This window comes from Mesorhizobium sp. M1163 (assembly GCF_040318415.1).
Taxonomy (GTDB): domain Bacteria; phylum Pseudomonadota; class Alphaproteobacteria; order Rhizobiales; family Rhizobiaceae; genus Mesorhizobium.
The window spans coordinates 47824-73106 of the sequence record NZ_JAMYMF010000038.1; the positions used below are offsets into that span (position 1 = coordinate 47824).

Annotated in this window: 25 protein-coding genes and 1 pseudogene; 14 read left to right on the forward strand and 12 right to left on the reverse strand. The window is 62.8% G+C overall.

Features of this window, described 5'->3' with window-relative positions; translation table 11 throughout:
- Positions 1-49: 49 nt before the first annotated feature.
- On the reverse strand, positions 50-1105 hold the full coding sequence (locus NKH43_RS28935) for a sugar phosphate isomerase/epimerase family protein (RefSeq protein WP_031194931.1): 1056 nt from the start codon (positions 1103-1105) through the stop codon (positions 50-52).
- Between the two features lie 394 nt (positions 1106-1499).
- Here NKH43_RS28935 and NKH43_RS28940 point away from each other — a divergent pair, with 394 nt between their 5' ends.
- From NKH43_RS28940 to NKH43_RS28960, 5 genes are read left to right on the forward strand one after another with little or no spacing between them, the layout of a single operon-like run.
- Entirely contained in the window at positions 1500-2387 is an 888-nt protein-coding gene (locus NKH43_RS28940) for a sugar phosphate isomerase/epimerase family protein (protein ID WP_023721982.1), read from the forward strand.
- 55 nt (positions 2388-2442) lie between these two features.
- On the forward strand, positions 2443-3612 hold the full coding sequence (locus NKH43_RS28945) for a mandelate racemase/muconate lactonizing enzyme family protein (protein ID WP_031194933.1): 1170 nt from the start codon (positions 2443-2445) through the stop codon (positions 3610-3612).
- Between the two features lies 1 nt (position 3613).
- Positions 3614-4330 carry a FadR/GntR family transcriptional regulator gene (locus NKH43_RS28950; RefSeq protein WP_352483633.1) on the forward strand — a complete coding sequence of 239 codons (717 nt, stop codon included), beginning with the start codon at positions 3614-3616 and terminating at the stop codon, positions 4328-4330.
- 1 nt (position 4331) lies between these two features.
- Positions 4332-5312 carry a hydroxyacid dehydrogenase gene (locus NKH43_RS28955; protein WP_352861014.1) on the forward strand — a complete coding sequence of 327 codons (981 nt, stop codon included), beginning with the start codon at positions 4332-4334 and terminating at the stop codon, positions 5310-5312.
- A gap of 49 nt (positions 5313-5361) precedes the next feature.
- Positions 5362-5745 carry a hypothetical protein gene (locus NKH43_RS28960; RefSeq protein ID WP_352861015.1) on the forward strand — a complete coding sequence of 128 codons (384 nt, stop codon included), beginning with the start codon at positions 5362-5364 and terminating at the stop codon, positions 5743-5745.
- 14 nt (positions 5746-5759) lie between these two features.
- Here the strand turns inward: NKH43_RS28960 and NKH43_RS28965 are convergent.
- Positions 5760-7054: pseudogene (locus NKH43_RS28965) on the reverse strand (amidase).
- Between the two features lie 119 nt (positions 7055-7173).
- Between NKH43_RS28965 and NKH43_RS28970 the strand changes: the two are divergent.
- On the forward strand, positions 7174-7521 hold the full coding sequence (locus NKH43_RS28970) for a GFA family protein (protein ID WP_352861016.1): 348 nt from the start codon (positions 7174-7176) through the stop codon (positions 7519-7521).
- Here the strand turns inward: NKH43_RS28970 and NKH43_RS28975 are convergent.
- Positions 7518-8741: an MFS transporter gene (locus NKH43_RS28975; RefSeq protein WP_352861018.1), complete on the reverse strand. Its 1224-nt coding sequence runs from the start codon at positions 8739-8741 to the stop codon at positions 7518-7520. The two genes, NKH43_RS28970 and NKH43_RS28975, sit on opposite strands and share 4 nt — an antisense overlap.
- 91 nt (positions 8742-8832) lie before the next feature.
- Here NKH43_RS28975 and NKH43_RS28980 point away from each other — a divergent pair, with 91 nt between their 5' ends.
- Positions 8833-9813, forward strand: coding sequence for an AraC family transcriptional regulator (locus NKH43_RS28980; protein WP_352861019.1), 981 nt, complete (start codon positions 8833-8835; stop codon positions 9811-9813).
- 12 nt (positions 9814-9825) lie between these two features.
- Here NKH43_RS28980 and NKH43_RS28985 read toward each other — a convergent pair whose 3' ends face one another.
- The 8 genes from NKH43_RS28985 to NKH43_RS29020 form a co-directional block, all read right to left on the reverse strand.
- Positions 9826-10107, reverse strand: a complete 282-nt coding sequence (locus NKH43_RS28985) for a hypothetical protein (RefSeq protein WP_352483638.1) — start codon at positions 10105-10107, stop codon at positions 9826-9828.
- 246 nt (positions 10108-10353) lie between these two features.
- On the reverse strand, positions 10354-11457 hold the full coding sequence (locus tag NKH43_RS28990) for an ABC transporter ATP-binding protein (protein ID WP_352861021.1): 1104 nt from the start codon (positions 11455-11457) through the stop codon (positions 10354-10356).
- Positions 11457-12560, reverse strand: a complete 1104-nt coding sequence (locus tag NKH43_RS28995; protein ID WP_352484972.1) for an ABC transporter ATP-binding protein — start codon at positions 12558-12560, stop codon at positions 11457-11459. The genes NKH43_RS28990 and NKH43_RS28995 overlap by 1 nt, the downstream gene beginning before the upstream one ends.
- Positions 12557-12778 (reverse strand): hypothetical protein, encoded by a 222-nt coding sequence (locus NKH43_RS29000; RefSeq protein WP_023722317.1) that lies wholly within the window; start codon positions 12776-12778, stop codon positions 12557-12559. Before NKH43_RS29000 ends, NKH43_RS28995 begins: the two co-directional genes overlap by 4 nt.
- Positions 12775-13734: a carbohydrate ABC transporter permease gene (locus NKH43_RS29005; protein ID WP_023722316.1), complete on the reverse strand. Its 960-nt coding sequence runs from the start codon at positions 13732-13734 to the stop codon at positions 12775-12777. The genes NKH43_RS29000 and NKH43_RS29005 overlap by 4 nt, the downstream gene beginning before the upstream one ends.
- A 1-nt stretch (position 13735) precedes the next feature.
- Positions 13736-14641, reverse strand: a complete 906-nt coding sequence (locus tag NKH43_RS29010) for a carbohydrate ABC transporter permease (RefSeq protein ID WP_352858374.1) — start codon at positions 14639-14641, stop codon at positions 13736-13738.
- A gap of 74 nt (positions 14642-14715) precedes the next feature.
- Positions 14716-16032 (reverse strand): ABC transporter substrate-binding protein, encoded by a 1317-nt coding sequence (locus tag NKH43_RS29015; protein WP_023722314.1) that lies wholly within the window; start codon positions 16030-16032, stop codon positions 14716-14718.
- 359 nt (positions 16033-16391) lie between these two features.
- Entirely contained in the window at positions 16392-17087 is a 696-nt protein-coding gene (locus NKH43_RS29020) for a TetR/AcrR family transcriptional regulator (protein WP_023722313.1), read from the reverse strand.
- Between the two features lie 107 nt (positions 17088-17194).
- Here NKH43_RS29020 and NKH43_RS29025 point away from each other — a divergent pair, with 107 nt between their 5' ends.
- From NKH43_RS29025 to NKH43_RS29035, 3 genes are read left to right on the forward strand one after another with little or no spacing between them, the layout of a single operon-like run.
- Positions 17195-18391: a Tm-1-like ATP-binding domain-containing protein gene (locus NKH43_RS29025; RefSeq protein WP_023722312.1), complete on the forward strand. Its 1197-nt coding sequence runs from the start codon at positions 17195-17197 to the stop codon at positions 18389-18391.
- Positions 18392-18402: 11 nt separating this feature from the next.
- A complete protein-coding gene (locus tag NKH43_RS29030; protein WP_352484966.1) occupies positions 18403-19242 on the forward strand; it encodes a phosphoenolpyruvate hydrolase family protein in 840 nt (279 codons plus the stop codon).
- Between the two features lie 16 nt (positions 19243-19258).
- On the forward strand, positions 19259-19678 hold the full coding sequence (locus tag NKH43_RS29035) for a cupin domain-containing protein (RefSeq protein ID WP_023722310.1): 420 nt from the start codon (positions 19259-19261) through the stop codon (positions 19676-19678).
- A 12-nt stretch (positions 19679-19690) separates the two neighbouring features.
- On the opposite strand, the gene NKH43_RS29040 is transcribed toward NKH43_RS29035, so the two are convergent.
- Positions 19691-20878 (reverse strand): M24 family metallopeptidase, encoded by a 1188-nt coding sequence (locus NKH43_RS29040; protein WP_352484965.1) that lies wholly within the window; start codon positions 20876-20878, stop codon positions 19691-19693.
- A 363-nt stretch (positions 20879-21241) separates the two neighbouring features.
- Here NKH43_RS29040 and NKH43_RS29045 point away from each other — a divergent pair, with 363 nt between their 5' ends.
- The 4 genes from NKH43_RS29045 to NKH43_RS29060 all read left to right on the forward strand — a co-directional run.
- A complete protein-coding gene (locus tag NKH43_RS29045) occupies positions 21242-22852 on the forward strand; it encodes an ABC transporter substrate-binding protein (protein ID WP_352861024.1) in 1611 nt (536 codons plus the stop codon).
- Positions 22853-23134: 282 nt separating this feature from the next.
- On the forward strand, positions 23135-24121 hold the full coding sequence (locus NKH43_RS29050) for an ABC transporter permease (RefSeq protein ID WP_352861025.1): 987 nt from the start codon (positions 23135-23137) through the stop codon (positions 24119-24121).
- Positions 24118-24948 carry an ABC transporter permease gene (locus tag NKH43_RS29055; RefSeq protein WP_023722306.1) on the forward strand — a complete coding sequence of 277 codons (831 nt, stop codon included), beginning with the start codon at positions 24118-24120 and terminating at the stop codon, positions 24946-24948. Before NKH43_RS29050 ends, NKH43_RS29055 begins: the two co-directional genes overlap by 4 nt.
- A partial coding sequence (locus NKH43_RS29060; RefSeq protein WP_352861027.1) for an ATP-binding cassette domain-containing protein occupies positions 24945-25283 on the forward strand: 339 nt, incomplete at its 3' end. The genes NKH43_RS29055 and NKH43_RS29060, both read left to right, overlap by 4 nt.

Genomic DNA, 25283 nt, shown 5'->3' on the forward strand with positions numbered 1-25283 from the left:
ATCCGCTGCGCGGATCGACCCTCCCCTCAAGGGGGAAGGGAAAGCTGTGTTAGATCCCCATCATCCCGCGCAGCACCTTTTTGTCGGTCGTGCCGCCGGCGAAATCGTCGAATGCCTTTTCCGTAACCCTGATGATATGATGCTGGATGAAGGGAGCGCCCTCGGCAGCACCATCCTCCGGGTGCTTCAGGCAGCATTCCCATTCCAGCACCGCCCATGAATCATAGTTGTATTGGGTAAGCTTGGAGAAGATGCCGCCGAAATCCACCTGTCCGTCGCCGAGCGAGCGGAACCGCCCGGCACGGTTGGTCCAGCTCTGGTAGCCCGAATAGACGCCTTGCCGCCCGGTCGGATTGAACTCGGCATCCTTGACGTGGAACGCCTTGATCCGCTCGTGGTAGATGTCGATGAATTCGAGATAATCGAGCTGCTGCAGCAGGAAGTGCGACGGGTCGTAGTTGATGTTGCAGCGCTTGTGGCCGCCGACCGCATCGAGGAACATCTCGAATGTCGCGCCGTCGAACACGTCCTCGCCCGGATGGATTTCGTAGCCGACATCGACGCCGTTCTCGTCATAGACGTCGAGGATCGGCTTCCAGCGCTTGCCGAGTTCGGCAAATGCTTCCTCGATCAATCCCGCCGGCCGCTGCGGCCACGGGTAGAGGTAAGGGAAGGCCAACGCCCCGCAAAACGACACCGACGCCTTGAGCCCGAGATTCTTCGACGCCTTGGCGCCGAACTTCATCTGCTCGACCGCCCATTGCTGCCTGGCTTTTGGATTGTTGTGCACCGCAGGTGGAGCGAAGCCGTCGAATTGTGCGTCGTAGGCCGGATGCACCGCCACCAGCTGACCCTGCAGATGCGTCGACAGTTCAGTGATCTCGACGCCGGCATCGGCGCAGATGCCCTTCACCTCGTCGCAATAGGCCTTCGACGACGCTGCCTTCTCGAGATCGAACAGCCGGGCGTCCCATGTCGGGATCTGCACGCCCTTGTAGCCCAGACCGGCCGCCCATTTGGTGATCGAGGCCAGCGAGTTGAACGGAGCGGCGTCGCCCGCAAACTGCGCCAGGAACAGACCAGGCCCCTTCATCGTCGTCGGCATCGGCATCTCCCTATGTTTCGCGACCAAGCATAGCGCCGATTGAAAACAGGGCCAGCCTCTTTGGTCTCTTTGCACAGCGCGCTCGGCGCCGCTATTCTGGTATTACCAAATGCCGAAATCTGGTCAAGCCATTTGACGCGCGGCCGCAGTCCTGCAACCATGCCGAGCTGCCCAACATAATTCAACGTAATCAATGCTGTAAGCAAGAGACGGCGCTTGATGGTAGCACTTCTTGCCGTCCAGATGAAATTACTGTAGACCTCCCATCAAGCCCAATTGGTCGAACCAGTTTGCCAAAAAAATGCTGGGAGGCCTTGGGGAGGAATCATGCAGCGCACTTCGGCAGAGTGCGTCGCAGGCGAACTGGTACAGGCGATTCTGGGAAGGATAGACCATGCATCTTTCGACGCACAATTGGATGCGGGCGGAGCCGCTGGAAACGACGCTCAAGCGCATCAAGAAATTCGGCTATGAGTCGATCGAGATTTCCGGCGAACCCGAACAGTACAAGACCAAGGAAACACGCGCGCTGCTGAACGAGTACGGCATCCGTTGCTGGGGAGCGGTGACGCTGATGCTGGGCGAGCGCAATCTCGCCGCCAAGGACCAGGGCCAGCGCGAGCGCTCGGTGCAATATGTCAAGGACGTGCTGACCATGGTCAGCGAGCTCGACGGCGAGATTATCACGCTGGTTCCCGCCACCGTCGGCAAGGTCGTGCCGGACGGCACCGAGGAAGAGGAATGGAAATGGGTGGTTGACGCCACCCGGGAATGCTTCACCCACGCCAAGAAGGTCGGCGTCAAGATCGCGGTCGAGCCGCTCAACCGCTTCGAAACCTATCTGTTCAACCGCGGCGCCCAGGCACTGGCCCTTGCCGATGCGGTCAGCCCCGAATGCGGCGTCTGCCTCGACGCCTACCACATCCACATGGAAGAATTTAACGTTTATGACGCCATCCGGCAGGTCGGCAAGCGCCTGTACGACTTCCATGTCGCCGACAACAACCGCTTCGCTGCCGGCCTCGGGCAGATCGACTGGCCGAAGATTGTCGGCACGCTGAAGGAGATCGGCTATGACGGCGCGCTGACCAATGAATTCGTCGCCCCCGTCGACCGCACGCCGGCTGCCCCCTATCCCGACATGGTCGAACGCAATCCGGTCGACATCTCGCCAGAGCAGCTGAAATTCATTCAGGACCACGGCTCCAGCGTGCTCACGGAAAAATTCTACACTGACCAGATGCGCATCAATGCGGAAACGCTGCTGCCGCTGATCAAGTAGCCAAGCCGTTTGGAAAGAGCCCTTCCGCCTCACCGCGGCCGGGCCGAGGATGAACATGCGCATCAAGACGGTCCAAGCCTGGTGGGTTCGCATACCGATCGAAGCCGCGAAGCAGCACCGCAGCGACTTCGGTCAGGTGGCGACGTTCGACGCCGCCATCCTGCGCATCGAAACCGACGACGGGCTTGTCGGCTGGGGCGAAGGCAAGAACGCCGCCGGCAGCGCCGGCAGCTACGGCGCCCTTGTCCATTTGCTGAACCATGAGGTCGGGCCGCAGCTGGTCGGCCTCGACCCGGCCGACATCGGCGTCATCTGGGAGATGCTCTACAATGGCGCGCGTCACGACAGCGCCGCCCGCGCCGGCCACGCGATGCCGCAATTGGCACGACGCGGCATGAGCATCGCCGCTATCAGCGCCGTCGACATCGCATTGTGGGACATTCTCGGCAAATCACTCGGCGTTCCGGTCTGGCGGCTGCTCGGCGGCCGCAAGCTGGACCGCATGCCGGCCTATGCTTCCGGCGGCTGGGCCACTGCGGAAGCCATCGGCGATCAGCTGCAATCCTACATCGCCAAGGGCGGCTTCAAGGCGCTGAAGATGCGCGTCGGCGCCATGGACGGCGCCCCGCACGTCTCCGCCGCCCGCGTCCGCGCTGCAAGACAGGCGCTCGGTCCCGACATCGACCTGATGGTCGACGCGCACGGCACCTACACGGTGGCCGAAGCCAAGCGCTTCATCCATCTCGCCGGCGACCTCGATCTCGCCTGGTTCGAGGAGCCGGTGATCGCCGACGACAAGCCCGGCATGGCTGAGGTGCGCGCCTGCGGCTCGATCCCGATTGCCACCGGCGAGAGTGAGGCGACCCGCTATGCCTTCCGCGATCTCGCCGTACTCAAATCCGCCGATATCTTCCAGCCGGATCCGGCCTTTTGCGGCGGCATCAGCGAGGCGATGAAGATCGGAACCATCGCCAGCGCCTTCAATCTGCGCTTTGCGCCGCACCTTTGGGCGGGCGCGCCCTGCTTTTTTGCCGGGCTGCATGTTTGCGCCGCTTCGCCGGCGAGCTTCACCGTCGAATATTCACTCGGGGCCAACCCGATGATCCACGATCTGATCGAAGAGACTGTCGAAGCAAAGGACGGTATGGTAGCGATCCCTGATAGACCCGGGCTGGGATTCACTATTTCGGAGCGGTTCCTGGAGGCGCACGCGCAACACGGCTGACATGAAAGAAAAGAACCTTCTCGCGGAACTCGCCGCCTACCTGTTCTCCCATTCGGACAAGGAGACGGGCCGCACGCCGTCGGAGCGCGAACTGGCAGAGCATTTCAGCGTCAGCCGCGGTCAGATCCGCGAGGCGCTGGCCATTCTCGAGGCCATGCGCATCGTCGAACGACGGGCGAAGTCCGGCATCTACATCGATACAAAGCAGGCGAGCGTCGAGGCTATGGCGCTGTTCGCCCGCGCTGGCCTGCCGCTCGATCCTGTCCAGATCTACGAGACGGTCGAGTTGCGGAAGATCCACGAGATCAAGGCCGCCGAACTTGCCTGTTCCCGCGCCACCGAGGAGAATTTCGAGCGGCTGCGCGAGATCCTGAAGGCCTCAGAGGATCGCATAGCGGCCGGCGAAGGCCTTGCCAGAGAAGACCGCGAGTTCCACCTCGAGATCGTGCGGGCGACCAAGAACAGTGTGTTCCACAATGTCTGCAGCGTCTACTACATGATGGGCGAGATGCGCCTGCCGATCTATTTCAACGATCCCGAACGCAGCGTGCGCTCGCATGCCGAGCACATCCAGATCTACGAGGCGCTGCTGCGCCGCGACGGCAACCTCGCCCAGGCGCTGATGAGCGCTCATCTGCAAGGCGCCGAAAGCTATTGGAAGGGGCTGATCGAGGGGCGTGAGGCGGAACCGCAAAGCCCAGCGCTCGAAAAGGCCTGAAATGCCCAAGATCCTGTCGACACACAGACTGCACCCCCGTGCCTCTTCCATGCTGACAGGGGCCGGCGAACTCGCCGTTGCCTCCGCTCTCGACGCGGCCACGCTGGCCGCCGAGGCAAGGGACGCCGATGTCATCATTGTTCGCGCTCCGTTGCCTGCGGCGCTTTTCGAAGGCGCGACCAGGCTCAGGGCCGCGATCCGCCACGGCGCCGGGCTGGACATGGTACCGATGGAAGCGGCCAACGCGGCGGGCGTGCTGGTGGCGAACGTTCCGGGAGTGAACGCGCGCTCGGTCGCCGAATATGTGATGTTCGCGGCACTGGCGCTGCTTCGGCGCTTTCGTGTGTTGGACCGCGACTTGCGGGCGAAGGGCTGGCTGGCCGGCCGCGAACACACCGTCATGGCCAATGAGCTTGCCGGCAAGACGATCGGCATTGTCGGCCTCGGCGCAATTGGCCAGGCGGTCGGCCACATCGCCGCCCATGGTTTCGATCTGAATGTGGTGGCAACGACGCGCAGCATGCGGCCGGCGCCGGACAGCGTCGGCTTCTTGTCGATCGATGCGCTCATCGAGCAGAGCGACATCATCGTTCTGTGCTGCCCGCTGACGCCCGAAACGCGGGGGCTGATCAGCCGGGAACGTATCGACCGGATGAAGCCGGATGCGCTGCTGATCAATGTTTCGCGCGGGCCGGTGATCGACGACGACGCGCTGATCGAGGCCCTGCAGAAGGGCCGCATCGGCGGCGCCGCGCTCGACGTTTTTGCGACACAACCGCTGCCGCCCAACCATTCCTACTTCGGCTTCGACAACGTCATCGTCACCCCGCACATGGCCGGGATCACCGAACAGTCGATGATGCGCATGGGCGTCGGCGCGGCTGGCGAAGCCTTGCTGGTGCTGGCCAACAGATTGCCGGTTAATCTGCGCAATCCCGAAATGGTCGAGCACTACCGGCGGCGGTTCCCTGCCGATTTCTAAGCAAAGGCTACGCCTCAATTTTCCCGAATTCGCCAGCGACGTTGCCGGTATGGGAAACACCACAAAATTCCTGCTGACCGCCAGTGTCTGCATGGCGGCGGCGCATGCCTTGGCCAACGGACAGGGCAGCTACGTGTTCTGCGACAACGGCTTGCGCTGCGTGATGGCACCCTGTCCATCGAACAGCGCGCTCGACCTCGACACCGGCAAGTTCGTCAAAGGCGTTTCGATCGACATCGATCGCCTGCCGCAGCAAGACAAGGGCCTCGATCTTTCGGACAAGCTCTATGCCGGCAAGGTCGTCGTTGTCGGCTCGATCGAGAACCGCACCCGGACCTTCAACGGCAAGCGATACACCCTGCCTTGGCTGGTTGCCACCAGCATCGAGCGCACCGCCAAGAACAACGAGCGCGGCCACTGCTCGTCGCGCTGACACGCGCTATCGGATCAATTTGCAAGCAGTGCCTCGACCGCAGCGGCGATCCGCAGCAGGTGGTGGTCATGGCCATTGCGCGCCACCAGCATCAGCCCGGCCGGATGCGACATTCCCGGCATCGGCAGCGAGATGGCTGAAAGATCGAACTGGTTGGCGACCTGCGTGTTGCGCAGCAGAAGGCCTTCCGTCCTGTCGCACAGGGCCTCGTCGCCGATCATCGAGACGATCGTCGGCGCGGTCCTCGGCGTGGTCGGCAGGGCCAGCGCGTCGACCGACGCCAGCCGGTCATCCATCGCGGCGGCAAGTGCTGCGCGACGGCGCATTGCTCTGATATAGACCGTGGCCGGAATGGCGGCGGCGCGCGACAATGGCCCGCTTACCCGCGGGTCGACCGGCATCGTCGCTCCCGTCGCCAGCCAGTCGGCATGGATCTCCGCCCCTTCCATTGCCGCGATCGAGGCGCGTTTGGTTGCCGCGCGCAGATCGGCAAGCAGGTCGTCGATCGACAGCTCCACAAGCCGTGCGCCGCTAAGCTCCATCTTGCCAAGGCACCGGTCGAACGTTGTCGCGACCTCTTCCTCCGTATCATCGAACAGCACGCCGCGCGGAATACCGATGCGCAGGCCGTCCAGCGGAAGCGGCAACAGTGCCGCCAGGTTTTCGCCCGCCATCACCGCATCGCCCGCCGCACATTCGGCGACGGTGGGGGCTAGCGGACCGATCGAGTCCAGCGTGGCCGACAGCGGAAACGCACCCGCGAGCGGCACGCGCCGCGCCGTCGGCTTGAAACCGACGACGCCATTCAACGATGCCGGAATGCGCACCGATCCGCCGGTATCGGAACCGATGGAGATTTCGCTGGTGCCTTCGCCGACCGAAACCGCGGCGCCTGAGGACGAGCCGCCCGGAATACGGCTGGCATCACTTGCATTGCCGGGCGTGCCGTAATGTGGGTTGACGCCGATCGCGGTAAAGGCGAACTCGGTCATGTTGGTCTTGCCGAGGATGACCGCACCGGCCTGGCGCAGCCGTCGCACGACAATGGCATCCCGCAGGGCCGGCGCTGCGGTGGCGAGCAGCAGCGAGCCCGCCGTGGTCGGCTCGCCAGCGACATCGAACAGATCCTTGATCGAGACGATAGCCCCATCGAGCGGCCGAGCGTGACGCCGGCTTTTCGCCGCGCATCGGCGGCGTCGGCCGCCGCCCGTGCTGCTTCAGGATAGAGCTTTACGAAAACGCTCTCATCGCCCACGCGAGCAGCAAGACGCGAAACAATTGTTTCGAGGCGATCACGGGCTGATTGCATTTTCGGTGTCGGACTCCGCACGCTTGCAACGTCTTAATGTAGCAGCCACAAACTGGCCGCAGGAGACATAGCCCGGCACGGTCAGGTTTGCACCTGTCGAACCGAAGGAGGAAGGCCCGATGCTCTACGAAGGCAGCTGCCACTGCGGCAAGGTCGCGTTCGAGGTCGAAGGCGAGCTGACCGGAGCCGTACGGTGCAATTGCTCGATCTGCTCGCGCAAGGGTGCACTGCTATGGGCAGTGCCGCATGAGAGCATGCGGGTGCTTGCCTGGGGCGATGATCTCGGCCGCTACAGCTTCGGCAACCATGTCATCGCCCACCGCTTCTGCCGCAGCTGCGGCATTCACCCCTTCGCCGAGGATGTCGGCGAAGGGAGCGGGCGAAGTGCCTATATCAACGTTCATTGCATCGAGGCGTTGGACGTCGCCGCCGTGCCGGTCTTCGACTTCGACGGCCGTTCCGTTTAGGAATTGGGGTCGTCGATCGGCTTGGGGCCAAGGAAGAACGCCGCCAATGCCGCAAGCAACGTCGCCGCCGCGCAATAGGCGAAGGCGCTGGCAACGCCGGTATTGTCGACCAGCAGGCCGCCGAAGACGGCGCCCAACGCGATGGCGACCTGGAACGTCATGACCATCAGCCCGCCGGCGCTTTCCGCCTGATCGGGGGCGGCTCGCACCAGCCAGGTCTGCAGCCCGACTGGGACGGCGCCGAAGGCAAAGCCCCAGCTGGCCACCGCTATTGCAGCCACGACGGGTGAGCCTCCGACCACCAGCAGCAGGAGCGCCGAAAACGCGATCAGCAGAGGCGCCAGGCTGACGGCTGCCTTGAGGCTGCGTTCCGCCATGAAGCCGCCGGCAAAATTGCCGAAGAAGCCACCAATGCCGTAGGCGAGCAGCACAAGCGAGATCGTCTCGATGTCCAGCGCGGGCACCTTCTCGAGAAACGGGCGGACATAGGTGAAGCCGGCAAAGTGTCCCGAGGCGACCAGCAGCACCACCAGCAGTGCCACCCTGATCATCGGCCGCTTCATCACCTCCAGCAGCGTGCGAAAACCTGCCGTACCTGCCGGCGGCAGCTTCGGAATGGTAGCCACCTGCACGAGCAGCGCTAGCGCGCCGACCACGGCGGCGATCATGAAGGCCGTCCGCCATCCCCAGATGTCGCCGACATAGGCGCCGACCGGAGCCGCACAGACCGTCGCCACCGAAACGCCGGTGAGGATGATCGACATGGCGCGCGGCATCAGCCGCATCGGAACGAGCCGCATCGCCATGGCTGCTGACATCGACCAGAAGCCACCGAGACTAATGCCAAGCATGATACGGGCGATCAGAAGAACGGGAAGCGACGACGCAAACGCGGCTACCAGATTTGACAGCACAAGCAGCACCGTCAGCGCCCACATGACCAGCCTGCGGTCCAGCCGCTTGGTGACAATGGCCATTGTCGGCGCCGCAATCGCGCCAATGACGGCGGTGGCCGTTACCGCCTGCCCGGCGGCGCCTTCGGTGATGCCGAGATCCTGCGCAAGCGGCGTCAGCAGGCTGGCAGGCAGAAATTCCGCGGTCACCAGGCCGAAGACTCCGAGCGCCAAGGAGACCACCGCCCCCCATGCGGGCTCGGATCGTTCGCCGGTTTCCGTCAGGTCGAGAACGGCGTCCATGACGCCTGTCGCGGGTTTGGTCATGAGGGATCTCCGATCTGGTTGCAGCGCAGCATCTGGCTGCAGTGCAACATAGGGAGTGACTGTCCGGAGTTTCCATGCTAGAAACACCATTATGCTTGACCGTTCGTCCAAAATCCCTGTCACCGGTGATCCGCTGACAGACATATTGCGCGGATTGCGCCTCGAAGGCGTCGATTACGGCCGTTGCGAGATGAAGGAACCCTGGGGCATCCATTTTCCGGCTCAGGCGGCGGCACGGTTTCATTTCATCGGTAGCAAAGGCTGCTGGTTGCTGCAGCCGTCCGGCGACTGGGTCGAGCTCAAGGCGGGCGACGCGGTGTTGTTGCCGCGCGGTTCAGCCCACACGCTGGCGAGCGAGCCGGGTATCGAGGCGGCGCCGATCCACGGCTATGAGGTCGAGGAGATCTGCAAGGGTGTCTATTGCATGTCGAACGACGGCGTGCCCGGCTGCCGTCCGGGCACCTTGCTGTTTTTCGGCAGCATGTATTTCAATCTCGATGGCTTGCACCCCTTGCTCGGCATGATGCCGGACGTGATGCGCGCGCATGAGTTGGAAGCCTATGAGCCAGGTATCCCGCATTTGCTGGAGGCGATGGCCCGCGAGGTGACGATGGAGCGCGTCGGCTCCGGCGGCATCCTGGCGCGGCTGGCCGATGTGCTCGCCGCGACCGTCATCCGCTCATGGGTCGAGCGCGGCTGCGGCGACTCTTCCGGATGGATCGCGGCGGTGAGGGACCGCGAGATCGGCCGGGTGCTGGCCGCGATCCATCTGGAACCGAGCCGCGACTGGACGGTGGACGCTCTGGCGAAGATGATGGGCGCCTCGCGATCAGGTTTCGCCGAGCGCTTCGCAACCATTGTCGGCGAAACACCGGCAAAGTACGTCACGCAGGTACGGATGCACCAGGCGCGGCAATGGCTGGTCCGCGACCGGCTCAAGATTTCCGTCGTCGCGGCGCGCCTCGGCTACGAATCCGACGCCTCCTTCAGCCGCGCCTTCAAGCGGGTAATCGGATCGCCGCCCAGCCATTTCCGGGCCGAGGAACAGGCGGAGATCCGCCAGGCCGGCTAAACGTTGGCCGGGTTATTGCTCGGTGATGCAGGCCGAGCCGGCGCTGCTCTTGCAATATTTGCCGGAAGCCCCGCACCTGCCATCCGAGACTTCGACAACGGTGCCGCTCAACAACAGCTTGCAGTCACTGGTGGACAGATTGACCGTGCCGTTGAGATCCTTGATCTTCTTGGCGTCGACCTTCGCACCGGCGACAACTTTCTTGGCTGCCTGCGCCTCGCTCAGATGCACCGCCGACAATCCCATACCCGCGACAAGCAGGATCGTCGCAAAGCTGCGTAACAGATTTCCCATAGCCAACCCTCCGTTTTGGGTCTCCAAATTGGGCGTGCAAAGCCCGTTTGGGACCAAAGGATCAGCCTATTCGACAAATCGGAGCATCCGCATCCCCCGTACGGGGGATGACGGGAAGACTCGAGCATTTCGCAGCCAAGTGGAATCACACGGCGTCGCACAAATGCGACTAAAATAGATAGCTAGAGCGGGATGCACGGTCAATTTGAACGCATCCCGCTCTAGCTGCAGTAAAGAGGCTTGTACTTAGCCGGCGTGACGCAGGCTTATTCCGCTGCCCTTATCGAACAGCACCACCTTGTCCGGGTTCCAGGCAAAGCGCACCGGCTGCTCTATCTGCACGTCGGTCCTGGCCGGCACAGTGGCGCGCAGCATGGCGTCGCCGACCCGCAGCGTCAGGATCTTCTCGACGCCATGGTTCTCGACGTCATGGACCCGCGCCTCGACCGGCGCGCCGGTCTCGAGATAGACGTCCTCGGGACGAATACCGAAGACGAGCGGGCGACCGTCGGTCGCCGCGCCCGACTTGGCACCCCCCGAAGTCTTGGCACCCCCCGCAAACGGCAATTCGAAATTCAGCGGTGCCATCACCGCACGCCCGTTAACAAGCTTGCCGTCGATGAGATTCATCGGCGGCGAGCCGACGAAGCTCGCCACGTAGGTGTCGCGCGGATTATTGTAGATCTCGTACGGCGTGCCGGTCTGGACGATGCGGCCATGGTTGAGCACGCCGACCTTGTCACCCATCGACATCGCCTCGATCTGATCGTGCGTCACGAACAGGAAGGTGGCGCCGAGCTGCATCTGCAGGTTCTTCAATTCGGTGCGCAGCGCCTCGCGCAATTTGGCGTCGAGCGCCGACAACGGCTCGTCCATCAGGAATACCCGCGGCTTGCGCACGATGGCGCGGCCGATCGAGACGCGCTGCATCTCGCCGCCTGAAAGCCGGTCGGTCTTGCGGTCGAGCAGATGCTCGATCCGCAGTGTCCTGGCAGCGCGGTCGACACGATCCTTGATCTCGGCATCGGGCAACCGGCGGATCTTCGGCTTCAGCGGAAATTCGAGGTTTTCGCGCACCGTATAACGCGGATAGAGCGAATATTGCTGCAGCACCAGCGCCACGTCGCGCTCGGCCGCGCCCCAATCGGCGACATCGACGCCGTCGATAAAGACCTGGCCTTCGCTCGGTTTTTCCAGGCCGGCAATCATGCGCAGCGTCGTCGTCTTGCCGGCGCCGGTCTCGCCGAGCAGGACGAAGAACTCGCCGTCGGCGATGTCGAGGTCGAGCCCGGTCAAAGCGGTGTGGTTGCCGAATTTCTTCGAAATGTTCTTGAGCTGGATGTGGGCCATCAGAGTCTCACTCCCAGCGATTTGCCGCTCGCCGTGTCGAAGAAATGCGCCTGGCTGGGATCGATTCTAACGAAGACCCTTTCGCCGGGGCCGCCGATGAAGCCGCTCTTGGTGCGTGCACGCAGCATCTTGGAGCCGACCTTGAGGTCGACGATATCGAAGGAGCCGAGCGGCTCAACGATCTGCGTCTCCACCGGCAAGAACCCCTCGGCGGCTTCGCGGCGAACGAGAACGCCTTCCGGCCGGATGCCGAGCGCGAGCTGGCCGCCGGCATGGCCGTTGAGCTTCGACAGCAAGGTGCGCGGGAATTCGAAGCCGGCGGCCGCATCGCCGACCGTGACCGAGGCCGACGAGGCTTTCTCGGTCACCGAAGCGTCGGCGACGTTCATCACCGGGCTGCCGACAAACTGCGCGACGAAAAGATTCGCCGGATGCGAATAGACCTCGTCCGGCGAGCCGACCTGCTGCAGTACGCCCTCATGCATGATGACGATGCGGTCGGCGAGGCTCATCGCCTCGATCTGGTCGTGAGTGACGTAGATGCTGGTCGAGCCCTGCTTGATGTGCAGCCGCTTGATCTCGGCCCGCATCTCCTCGCGCAGCTTGGCATCGAGCGCGCCGATCGGCTCGTCCATCAGCATCGCCTTCGGCCGCCGCACCAAGGCTCGGCCGATCGCGACGCGCTGCATGTCGCCGCCGGACAGGGCCGACGGTTTCTTGGCGAGGAGATCGCTGATCTGCAGCGTCTTGGCGACCGAGCGCACCTCGCTGTCGATCTCGGCCTTGCTCTTGCGCGTCGCCCTCAGTGGAAAGGCGATGTTCTCGTAGACGCTCATATGCGGATAGAGCGAGAACGATTGGAAGACCATGGCGATGTCGCGGTCGGCGGCCTTGAGGTGCTGGACCGGCTTGCCGTCGATGAGGATGTCGCCGCCGTCGATCGTCTCCAGTCCGGCAACGGCCCTGAGCGTCGTCGTCTTGCCGCAGCCCGACTGGCCGAGCAGCACGATGAACTCGTTATCGTCGATCTTCAGGTTGAGGTCCTTGATGACCTGGACGGCGCCGAAATATTTCTGGACGCCGCGAAGCTCGATCTGGGTCAATGCTGTGCCCCCGGGTTTGCCCCTTGCCCGGTGCCGGCCTTCTCCTCCGGCGCGATCTTGGAGGTGATGTTGAAGCCGATCAGGCCGATCAGGATGATGGTCACGCCGTAGCTGTGCAGCAGCATGTGCCATGGCTGGCAGAGCGCGATGATGCCGAGCACCATCAGCACCTGGCTGCCCGGTTCAAGATATTTCTGATTGATGTCGCGAAAACTCATTTGCGGATCGCTCCGAAGGACATGCCGCGCAAGAGGTGGTTGCGGAGCAGGAAGGTGAAGATCGCAACCGGCAGCAGGAACAGGAAGGTTCCGGCGGCAATCACCGTCCAGTCCGGCAGGCCGGCGCCGACCTGGCTGGGAATGAAAGGCGGCGCCGTCTGGGCACGGCGGCTGGTCATGATCAGTGCGAAGGCATATTCGTTCCACGCCGTGATAAAGCAGAACACGGCGGTGGCGGCGATGCCGGTGGCGGCCTCGGGCAGCACGATCTTGAAGAAGGCCTCCATGCGCGTATAGCCGTCGACGAGGGCCGCCTCCTCATACTCCTTGGGGATCTCGTCCATGAAGCCTTTCATCAGCCACACCGAGAAGGACAGGTTGAAGGCGGTGTAAAGGATGATCAGGCCGACATGGGAATCGTTGAGGCCGACCGCCCGGTACATCAGGAACATCGGAATGGCGACGACCACCGGCGGCAGCATGCGCGTCGACAGGATGAAGAACAGCAGGTCCGCCTCGCCTTTCACCTTGAAGCGCGAGAACCCATAGGCGGTGAAGGTGCCCATGCCGACGGCCAGGACGGTCGAGGTTATGGCAACGATCAGCGAGTTCATGAAACGGCTCGGATAGCCCGACCACTGCACCTGGCCCTTGCCGTCGCGCACGATCTTTTCGCCGCCATTGAAGACGACGCGCTCCCACCACGGCGCAGCCGCGTACTCCTCCGGTGATGGCGGGCTGCGCAGCTGCGAACGCTTGGTGAACAACTTGACGAAGGGCGATATCTCCGGCTGGAAAACCACCGTCGGCGGAATGGTGGTGGCGAGGTTGCGCGGCTTGAACGCCGTCGAGGCTATCCAGTAGATCGGCGCCAGGAAGATGATCGTCACCAGCAGGACGGCGACGATGGCGACCCGGTTGAAGGTGATTTCGGAAGAAGTGCGGACTGCGGCCATCTCAGCGCTCCTTCACCTTGTTGAGGTATTTGACATAGATGTTGGTGATCGCCAGCACCATGATCAACACGATGTAGGCGAGCGCGCAGGAGCGCCCGGTCTGCCATTCCTGGAACGCCATCTTGTAGAGCCGGATCGAGATCAGCTCCGCCGTCGGCTGGCTGGTCAGGATATAGGCGAGGTCGAAGGTCTTGAACGCTTCCATGGTGCGGAAGATGACCGCGATCATCAGGATCGGCGCGACCAGCGGCAGCGTGATGCGGAAGAAGGTGTAGAACGGCCCGGCCCTGTCGATCGCGGCGGCCTCGTAGAGATGCTTGGGCACGGCCGACAGGCCGGCCAGCGACAACAGCATGACGAAGGGCGACCACATCCAGATATCGGTCAGCGCGACCGCATAGAGCGCCATTTTCGGATCCGACAGCCATTCGAAGGTGCCGAGGCCCAGCGCATAATTGATGATGCCGAAGGACGGATCGTAGAGCAGTTTCCAGAACAGGCCGACGACGGCCATAGACAGCATCATCGGCAACAACAGGAGCGTCGTCAGCAGGCCCTTGAGCGGAATGTCGCGGTTGAGCAGCATGGCCACGCCGAAGCCGACGAGCAGCTGGCCGGCGACCGAGATGATGACGTATTTTGCGGTGATGGCGAAGTTGGACCAGACATAGGGATCGCTGAGCAGGTCGCGATAGTTTTGCAGCCCGACGAAATTCGCCGCCGCGCTGGTCGAGGCGCGGAAATCGGTGAACGAATAGCCCAGCGAATAGATCAGCGGGAAGATGTTGAAGACGATCAGAAACAGGATCGTCGGGATGATGAAGAGATTGCGGATCGAAATGTCGCTTAGACCGCGAGCAGCGGCCCGCGAGGACCCGTCCAGCGTGGTGATCATCGTGGTCGCCAAGACCCTGCTCCCGGTTCAAGAATCAGAAAAAGAAACGGAGGAGGCACGAACGCCCCCTCCGTGAAGCTTCATACTTATTGGCCGCGGCCGTATTTCTTGAAGGTCGCGTTCCAGTCGGCTGCCAGTGCGTCCAGCGTCTCCTTGGCGGTGCCTTCGCCGCCGATCATGTAGGGGTAGATGCGCTGGTTGAGCTGCTGCAGCAGTTCGGCATATTCCGGAACCGCCCAGAAGTCCTTGACCTTGAACATGGTCTCGTAGAACGCCTTGTTGTAGGGCGTGGCGTTCTGGAATTCGGGCGACTTGAGCACGGCGGCACTGCAGGTGTAGCCGCCAAGCGCTGCCCATTTCTTCTGGGTCTCGTCCTTGATGAACCATTCCAGGAACTTGGTCGCCTCTTCCTGCTTCTGCGAGTAGGAAACGATGGAGATGCCCTGACCGCCGAGTGCGGCGAACTGGTCCCCGTTCGGGCCGGGAGGATTGGCGAAGAAGCCGGTGTTCTTGGCGTTCGGGTTCGACGCCTCGTTGATCAGCGAGGGGAAGAACGCGAAGTAGTTCATGCTCATCGCCGCCAGGTTTTCAGTGATCGCCTGGTTGTCCTCGACGAAGAACGACTTGGCCCAGCCCGGAGGCGTGAACTTGTAGAGTTCCTTGTAGGCGTCGAGCGCCGCGATCGCCTTGTCGGAGTTGATGAAGCCATCGACCTTGTAGGTCTTATAGTCACCCAGCTCGCCGCCAAAGGAGAACAGCGCGTTTTCGAAGCCCATCGCCATCGCGTCATAGGAATTGTCGGTGTAGATGGCGATGCCGTATTTTTTCTGGTCCGGCCGGTAGAAGAACTCGGCGATGTCGCGCAGCGCCTTGAAATCCTTCGGCACGTCGAGATCGTAGCCATACTTGGCCTTGAAGGCTTCCTTTTCCTTCGGATCCTCGAACCAGTCCTTGCGGTAGGACCAGCCGACAGCGTCGCCTTCAAGCGGGATGGCCCAGTACTTGCTGCTGCCGCCCGGATATTCGGCGTAGTACTTCACCGTCGCCGGTGCCATCACGTCGCCGACCTTGTGCTTGTTGAAGAAGTCGGTCAGGTCGACATAGTGGCCACCGGTCGAGCCGGCACCGAGCCATTGCGAGTCGCCGACGACCATATCATAGGCGTCGCCATGGGCGTTGAACTCGGTGAAGGCTTTGGTCTGGAAGTCGGGCCACGGTGTGGTTTCCACCGTGATTTTGACGCCGGTTTCCTTCTCGTACTCGTTGCCGAGTTCCTGCAGGTAATTGGCCGGATCCCATTCCGCCCAGAAGATTGTAAGTTCCTTTTCCTGCGCGTAGACGGACGTTCCGCAGGCTAGCACTAAGCCGATACCAGCAAGCAAGCTGGTCATTGTCTTGCGCATAATGATTTCCTCCCTTGTGCGCATTCTACCGCGTCATGCGAGCCGGCGGCGAGGCCGGCCCTGGTAGTCCTCCCGTGACGGCACCGTTCCGGTTTTTGAGCCTCCTCGTTCGACCGAAACGGATATTAGCCTTCACCCTTTGATCCGCTTTATTTGTCCTGATCTGGTATTACCAATTTCAGACGAACGTCAAGCCCTTTCTTGGACGGCGGCGGACACGCAGACAAGTTGGTTTCTGCGATATCTGCCTGTTTTCCCTGAATTTTCCTACTCCTTGATACAGAGGGGCCTTGCCTCGGCCGCTGCATCGCCAATAGTATGAGTAGGCAGGGTGCAAATCTGGTCGAACCAGATTGGCGTCATCTAGCGGCTGTCATCGGTGCGATCCCATCTCCTTCAATCATCGATTCCGTCACAGCTGCGCGTACCAGCGCGCTGGCGGCCCATTGCGCGACCGACATCATACTGCGGCTGTCCAATCCCCATATATCCTTCAGTACGATCAGCATCTCAACACCGAAGATCAATGACAGCGCCTGCGCGAGCCGCTTGAATTCGCGCGGCGGCAACCGACCTTTGAGTGGCGCAATCGCATCTTTCAAAAGATCGACGCGATGGCCGCGCGTGAACGCCGGTTCGCCGTCAAACGTGCCTGCCTGTCGCTGCGCCCACTGGTCGAGCGACAGTTTCAGCGCCGCCTTGAACGTCGCTTCGAAGGCCTCGATGCGCGGCATGGCGGTCTCGAACAGCTCGGCCACCCGGCGCTCGGGATCGGCAGAGCTCGATTTCCAGGTAAGGATCGGTCCGAGCCCCTCATCGACCACCGCCTGCACCAGCGCCGCCTGGCTCGGAAAATACCGATAGGCGGTGGCGCGTGAGACTTCCGCCGCCTCCGCCACCTCGCTGACCGACGGCGTGGCGCCCGCCTGCATCAGCTTTGTCGCCGTCTCCAGCATCAGCCGCCTGGTGCGCGCGCGGGCCCCGCGCTCTACCCGCGGGTTCGGCCCCTGGCCAGCATCGTCGTCCGTTGCCGCTTGTTGACGTGAGACATTCATGTCAATACGATACGCGCGTCTCAAAAAATTGCAATGGCCCTTCGCGCCGTCGAATGGCCGGGCAAAGGGGCGGCAGCGTCGAACACGCCCAGGACCGGGGAAACGCGATGAAGCGCATCTATGTGGTGGGCACCGCCGACACCAAGGGCGAGGAACTCGCTTTTCTGGCCGATGCGGTCGCCGCAACCGGCGCTTCGATTGCCCGTGTCGACATCGGAACACGCGGCGCGACCGTGCCGGTCGATGTTTCGGCAGACGAGGTCGCCAGCCACCATTCAGAGGGTCGCAATGCCGTGCTCGGCGTCGACGACCACGGCACCGCAGTGGCGGCGATGGCTGCCGCCTTTGCCCGATTTGTTCAATCGCGTAGCGATATTGCCGGGATTATCGGCATCGGCGGTGGCGGCGGCACCTCGATCATCACCACAGGCATGCGCACGCTGCCGCTCGGCCTGCCCAAGATCATGGTTTCGACCTTGGCCTCCGGCGACACCGCGCCTTATGTCGACGTCTCCGACATCGTCATGATGCCGTCGGTGACCGACATGGCCGGCCTCAACCGGCTTTCCCGTGTCGTGCTCCACAATGCCGCCCAGGCGATATCAGGCATGGCGGCAAAGCCGGCGCCGCCGGCCGACGGCAGACCCTCGATAGGCCTCACCATGTTCGGCGTCACCACGCCGTGCGTGACCGCCATCGCCGACGAACTTCGTTCGACTTATGACTGTATGGTATTTCATGCCACTGGAACCGGCGGCCGCACCATGGAAAAATTGGCCGACAGCGGCTTGTTGTCCGGCGTCATCGACATCACCACGACCGAAGTCTGCGACTTGCTGTTTGGCGGCGTGCTGCCGGCGACGGACGATCGCTTTGGTGCCATCGCCCGCACCGGGCTGCCTTATGTCGGCTCGGTCGGCGCGCTCGACATGGTCAATTTCTGGGCGCCGCCAACAATTCCGGAACGCTATCGCGGCCGGCTATTCTATGAGCACAATCCAAACGTCACACTGATGCGCACCACCGCCGACGAAAGCAGAATGATCGGCGAATGGATCGGTACAAGGCTGAGCCTCTGCCAGGGTCCGGTTCGTTTCCTCATTCCGGAGAAAGGCGTGTCGGCGCTCGACATCGAAGGCGGCGCCTTCTTCGACCCTGAAGCCGATGCAGCTTTGTTCGAGGCGATCGAGCGCACCATCAAACCCGCCAAAACGCGGCGCGTTCTGCGCCTGCCGCTGCATATCAACGACCCCGAATTCGCCTGGGCCGCCACAACGGCCTTCCTCGACATCGCCAGACAGTGAGACACCAAGATATGGCCGCCATACCGCGCAAGAAAATCCTGGAGAAATTCCGCAAGATGATCGCGGACGGCGTTCCGATCGTCGGCGGCGGTGCCGGCACCGGCCTGTCGGCCAAGGCAGAGGAAGCTGGCGGCATCGACCTGATCATCATCTACAATTCCGGCCGCTACCGCATGGCCGGGCGCGGCTCGGCCGCCGGCCTGCTCGCCTATGGCAACGCCAACGAGATCGTCAAGGAGATGGCCTACGAAGTGCTGCCGGTAGTGAAGAAGACGCCGGTGCTGGCCGGCGTCAACGGCACCGATCCCTTCGTCATCATGCCGCTGCTTTTGGCCGAGTTGAAGACGATGGGCTTTTCCGGTGTGCAGAACTTTCCGACCATCGGCCTGTTCGACGGCCAGATGCGGCAGAGTTTTGAAGAAACCGGCATGGGCTTCGGGCTCGAGGTCGACATGATCGCCGAGGCTCACAAACTCGACCTGTTGACCACGCCCTACGTCTTCAATCCAGACGAGGCTCGCGCCATGACACAAGCCGGCGCCGACATCGTCGTCGCCCATATGGGGGTGACCACCGGCGGTTCGATCGGTGCGACCTCGGCTAAATCGCTGGACGATTGTGTGAAGGAGATCGACGCCATTGCCGAAGCGGCACGCTCAGTGCGCGAGGATATCATCCTGCTTTGCCATGGCGGGCCGATCTCGATGCCGGACGACGCCAAATATATTCTCGAGCGCTGCAAGGGCCTGCACGGTTTCTACGGCGCGAGTTCGATGGAACGGCTGCCGGCGGAAGCTTCGATCGCCAGGCAAACGGCGGATTTCAAGGCCGTCACGTTCGGCGCTGCGTAGAAGAAGGGGTGAGACGATGACCGACAACAGCAAGGTGTTCGTATACCCAAAAGACGTCAGCGCCTTCGGCTTCGACTGGGGCAGGCTGTCGCTGACGGTCGCTCCCGAAGTGAACGGCGCGAAGCGCTTTTCCGGTGGTGTCGTCGACCTGCCGTCGGGCAAGGGCCATACGCGTCATAACCATCCGGGTGCCGAGGAGATCATTTTCGTCATCTCAGGCAATGGCGAGCAGATGGTCGAAGACGAGAAGGGCAATCCGGTCGTCGAGAAGGTCGGCCCCGGTTGCACCATCTATGTGCCGGAAAGCCGCTTCCATTCGACGCTCAATACCGGCGACGCGCCGATGCAGCTTTTCGTCGTCTATTCGCCGGCCGGGCCGGAATTGGCACTGCGCGACCTGCCGGATTTCAGGCTGCTGCCGTCAGGTGGGAATTGAGATAGACGGCGCCTAAGCCCCGCCCCTGTTCCAGCCCCTACCCCGATCGCCGAACATAATGTAACCGGCGCCGGTCACCGCCACCGTGTCCTCCAGCTTGATGAAGCCGCGCGTCGGGTGGAGCATGGTCGTCTCGACCGAAAGCACCATGTTCTTCTCCAGCGGCTTTGCGGCATAGGTGCCTTCATAGGTCACCGGATGGTTGGTCATCAGGAACGGCGCTTCGTGCGTGATCAGCCCCATGCCATGCGCGAAGAAATCGGTATAGGCCGCAACCTTGGATTTCTTCAGCACGCCTTCGGCATGAGAAATCATGTCACCGCCCAGCGTGCCCGCCTTTACCTTGGAGAAGGCCGCCTGCTGCACCGTCTCGATCTCGGCCAGCAGATCCTCGAGTTCGGCGTCAGGCTCACCCAGCACGCCCATGCGGCAAAGGTCGCCGATATAGCCGTGGTAGTTGCCGCCGGAATCGATCGACATCACCTCGCCCTTCTTCCACGTTTGCGGCGAGGCCGCGCGGTTGTGACTGGAGCCTAGCGTCAACAGGCAATATTCGAAATGCGCGCCGCGATTGGTCTCCTCGCGCCTGAGCTGTTCGATGATCTCGCTCTTGGTTGTGCCTTCGCGTGCCCAGCCGATGGTCGCCAGCATGGAATCGGTGATCAGCTCCGAAGCAATGCGCAGCTTCTCCAGCTCGGCTTCGGTTTTGATTGCTCGCATGCGCTCCAGCATGTGCGTGGCGTCGATCAGCTTGGCGTCCGGCAGCGCGTTGCGGATCAGCATATAGGCGTCGGACGGCAGGAAGGCGGGCTCGATGCCAATGCGGGCATTGCCCTTGCCGATCTTCCGCAAATGCTCGACCGCCAGGTTGGCGGCATCGAGCGTGCCCCAGCAGGCGGCATGCAGTGTCGGCGTCCAGAACGGATGGTTCTGGTGCTCGCCGCCCTCCATGCGGTTGCCGATATAGGCGGCATGCTCCGGCCCGCCTTTCTCGTAGACGACGACAGGCAGATAGCGGCTATGGCCGATCGCATCCATGGCGGCGAAGAAGATGAACTTGTAGCCGCCAAGCAGATATTGCGTGTTGTGCTTGGAGGTGGCGAGCAGCACGTCGATGCCGGCTTCCTCCATCAGCCCGTCCACCCTGGCCTGGTCGAACGGCACGCTGCCGACGACATTCTTGCCCGGAGCAACGTTCATTGTCTCTCTCCCTGAAGTGCCATGACCGACCGCACGTGGCGCCGGCCTTTCTGGTTTAGAGCCTTGGCTCCCCTCAAATCTGCATCATTTTGCCCGGTCTGGTCCAGCCAGAATGGGTCGAGCGGGCGCCAAAAGCTCATTCCGCTACCGGCATGGTCTAATCTGGTCCGGCCAGATCAGCGCATTGGACCGCTTCCCTGTAACTGGTCCAGCGGACGGAAATTTCAAAGCCACGTGAGGATGCGCCAATTCCGTCTCTGGCGAAACCCCGGACAAGGGCCATAATCAGCTTTGCAGGATGCTCACGAGCGTCCGAGGGGTACGGCGGACCCGGCCGGGTCGCGGAGAGGACGGAGTTCGATCATGCCAGAGTTCACCATTTCCAGGCGTACGATGCTTGCGGGTTCGGCATTGCTGCTGGCCTCCACCGCCATGCCGACGATCGGCTGGGCGCAGACGCCGAAAAAGGGCGGACGACTGGTTGTCGCCGCTGATTCCGAGCCGCGCAATCTCAATCCGGCGATTGTCGCCTCGAACGGCGTCTTCTTCATCTCGAGCAAGATCGTGGAAACCTTGGCCGAGGCCTCCTTCGGCGGCAAGGACGGGCTCGAGCCACGGCTGGCGCTCAGTTGGGAAGGCGCCGCCGACGGCCTGTCGGTGACGTTCAAACTGCGCGAGGACGTCAAATGGCATGACGGGAAGCCCTTCACCTCAGCCGATGTCGCCTTCTCGGCGCTGCAGGTCTGGAAACCGCTGCAGAATCTCGGCCACACCGTGTTCAAGGATCTGGAGGCGGTCGACACGCCGGACGAGGCGACCGCCGTGTTCAAATTCGCCAAGCCGACCCCGTTCCAGCTGATCCGCAACGCCTTGCCGGCGCTGAGCAGCGTGGTGCCCAAGCACATCTACGAGACCGGAAAGATCGAGGACAACCCGGCCAACAACGCCCCGGTCGGCACCGGACCGTTCAAATTTGCCGAATACAAGCCCGGCGAATATTACCGGCTGGAGAAGAACACCGACTATTGGGGCAAGGACGAGCCCTATCTCGATGAGATCATCTATCAGGTGCTGCCGGACCGCACGTCGGCGGCCAGCGCGCTCGAGGCCGAAGAGATCCAGCTCGCCGCCTTCTCCGCCGTGCCCCTGGCCGATCTCGACCGCATCTCCAAAGTGCCCGGCCTCAAGGTGATCACCAAAGGATACGAAGGGCTGACTTACCAACTGGTCGTCGAGATCAACCATCGCCGCAAGGCGCTGGCCGACCTGAAAGTGCGCCAGGCGATCGCTCACGCTATCGACAAGGATTTCGTCGTCAAGACGGTGTTTCTCGGCTATGCCGCCACCGCCACTGGCCCGGTGCCGAAAAACGACCCGCAATTCTACACCGCCGACGTGCCGACCTATGCTTTCGACGTCGCCAAGGCCAACGCCTTGCTCGACGAGGCCGGCTACAGCCGAGGCGATGATGGCAAGCGCTTTTCGCTGAAACTGCTGCCGGCGCCCTATTTCAACGAGACCAAGCAGTTCGGCGACTATCTTCGTCAGGCGCTCGCCGCCATCGGCATCGACGCCCAGCTGGTCAACAACGACTCTGCCGCGCATATCAAGGCGGTTTACACCGACCACGCCTTCGACCTTGCGGTCGGGCCGCCGGTGTTCCGCGGCGATCCGGCGATCTCGACCACCATCCTGGTGCAGAGCGGCATTCCCGACGGGGTGCCTTTCTCCAACCAGGGCGGCTACAAGAACGCCGATCTCGACGCTCTGATCGCCAAGGCATCGGAGACGCTTGACACCGCCGCCCGCACCGAACTCTACAAGGAGTTCCAGAGAAAAGTTGCCGCCGACCTGCCACTGATCAACGTCGCCGAATGGAGTTTCATCAGCGTCGCCCGCGATACGGTCAAGAACATCGCCAACACCCCGCGCTGGGCGGTGTCGAACTGGGCGGACACCTATTTAGAATCGTGACACATTCTGGCGGATGAAAATTCGCGCCGAAATCCGTGTGGAAACTTGGTCAAATACCGAGTTCCTTCACACCCCCCTCTGTCCTGCCGGACATCTCCCCCGCAAAGGGGGAGATTGGCTGGCCGCAACGTCGGCTTATTTGCCTGCTGCGTTGAAGATTGGCGAAATCGCTAATGACATCCGATCTCCCCCCTTGCGGGGGAGATGTCCGGCAGGACAGAGGGGGGTGGGAAGAAACACCGCATCTCCTAATTGCCACTGCGCCAAGCACCCGGCGCCGCCATGAGCCGCGCCCTCACCCTCCTTCGCCGTCGCCTCGTCGGCAGCATCTTCGTGTTGCTGATTGTCGTCATCGGCACCTTCCTGTTGCTCGAAGCCGCTCCCGGCGATGCGGTCGATGCCTACATCGTCTCGACCGGCGGCGACGCCGGCATGATCGAGCTGTTGCGTCACCGCTGGGGGCTCGACCAATCTGAGCTGACGCGGCTGGCCAATTACCTTTGGGCGCTGCTGCATCTCGACCTTGGCCAGTCCGTCACCTTTTCGCGGCCGATCCGCGATGTCATCACCGAGCGCCTGCCCAACACGCTGCTGTTGATGGGCAGCGCCGCCGCGCTCTCCTTCGGACTCGGCTCGGTGCTCGGCATCTATGCCGGCGCCAGACCCGGCAGCGTCCGTGATCGCTTCCTGTCAATCGGCTCGCTGGCGGTCTATGCCATACCGGGCTTCTGGCTCGGGCTGGTGCTGATCATCGTCTTTGCCGTCGACCTGCGCTGGTTTCCGATCGGCGGCATCGAGAGCATCGCCTCGGCCAGGACCGGCCTTGATCGCGCTGGCGACATCGCCCGCCATCTCGTCCTGCCGGTCTCCGCGCTCGGCTTCATTTATCTCGCGCTCTATCTGCGCATGATGCGCGCCGGCATGGCCGAGGTCTGGCGGCAGGATTTTGTCCTCGCCGCTCGCGCCAGGGGACTTTCCCGCCGTCGTGTCGTGCTCGCCCATGTCGCCCGCAACGCGCTGTTGCCGCTGGTCACCATGCTTGGCCTGCAGTCCGCGCAAATGCTGGGCGGCAGCGTCGTCATCGAAAGCGTCTTTTCGGTGCCAGGCCTTGGCCGATTGGCGCAGGAAGCGGTGGCGGCACGCGACACGCCGTTGCTGCTCGGCATCATTCTCGTCAGCGCCGTTCTGGTCGTCATCATCAACCTTCTCGTCGACATCGCCTACGCCGTCCTCGATCCGCGCGTCGGAGCCAATGAGGCCGGCGCGTGAACCCGCTTCGCCGTTTTCTCCGGACGCCGGAAGCGATCGCCGGCATTGTCATCCTGGCGGCGCTGTTTGCCGTGGCGCTTGCCGCACCTTTGTTCTTTCCCGGCGATCCGCAGGCCATTGCCGGGCCGGCATTGCTGCCGCCGTTCCAGGACTGGTCGCTACCACTAGGCACCGACCGCCTCGGCCGTGACATGCTGGCCGAGCTTTTCCACGGCGCCCGCACCTCGCTGGCGGTCGGCCTGGCGGCCGCCGCCGCCGCCCTTGCCGTCGGCGCAGTGATCGGCACGCTGGCCGGCTTTGCCGGCGGCCTTATCGACGAAGTGCTGATGCGCATCACCGACGCTTTCCAGACCGTGCCAGCTTTTCTGCTGGCTTTGGCCTTCGTCAGCATCGTCGGGCCGTCGCTCGGCGTCGTCGTCGCGGCGATCGCACTGGGCGCCTGGACCGGACCGGCACGCGTGGCGCGAGCCGAAGTGCTGTCGATCCGCGAGCGCGATTTTGTAGCGGGCGCCCGCGTCATCGGCATGCATCCGCTGGAGATCGCCTTTCGCGAGGTGCTGCCCAACGCATTGCCGCCGGTACTGGCATTGTCGTCGGTGATCGTCGCCGCGGCGATTCTCACCGAAGCGGCATTGTCCTTTCTCGGCCTCGGCGACCCCAACCGCGTTACCTGGGGCGGCATGATCGCCGAAGGCCGTGCCGTGCTGCGCACCGCGCCGTTCCTGTCGATCGTTCCGGGAATAGCACTCGTGCTCACGGTGCTAGGTGTGTATCTCGCCGGCGAAGGCGTCGTCGAGACGACGGCGGTGAGGAGGGGCCTGTCGTGACGGCGCTGCTTTCGATCCGCAATCTGACGGTGACCTATCGCCCCGATGGCTCCGAGGTGACGGCACTAAAGAGTGTCAGCCTCGACATTCCCGCCGGCGAGCGCTTTGCCATCATCGGCGAGAGCGGTTCGGGCAAGAGCACGCTGGCGCTTGCCATTGCCGGGCTGCTGCCGGGTTCTGCCAGGATCGAAGGCCGCATCGATTGGCTCTTGCGCCCGCCGCCAATGTCTGGTGCCAAGACACCCCCCTCTGTGGGGGGCGGCGCCCGAAGGGGGGGGGCCAGCGGGGGGGGGGGGGGGGGCGGGGCCAGCAAAACAGGGAGCGAAGGAGGTGGG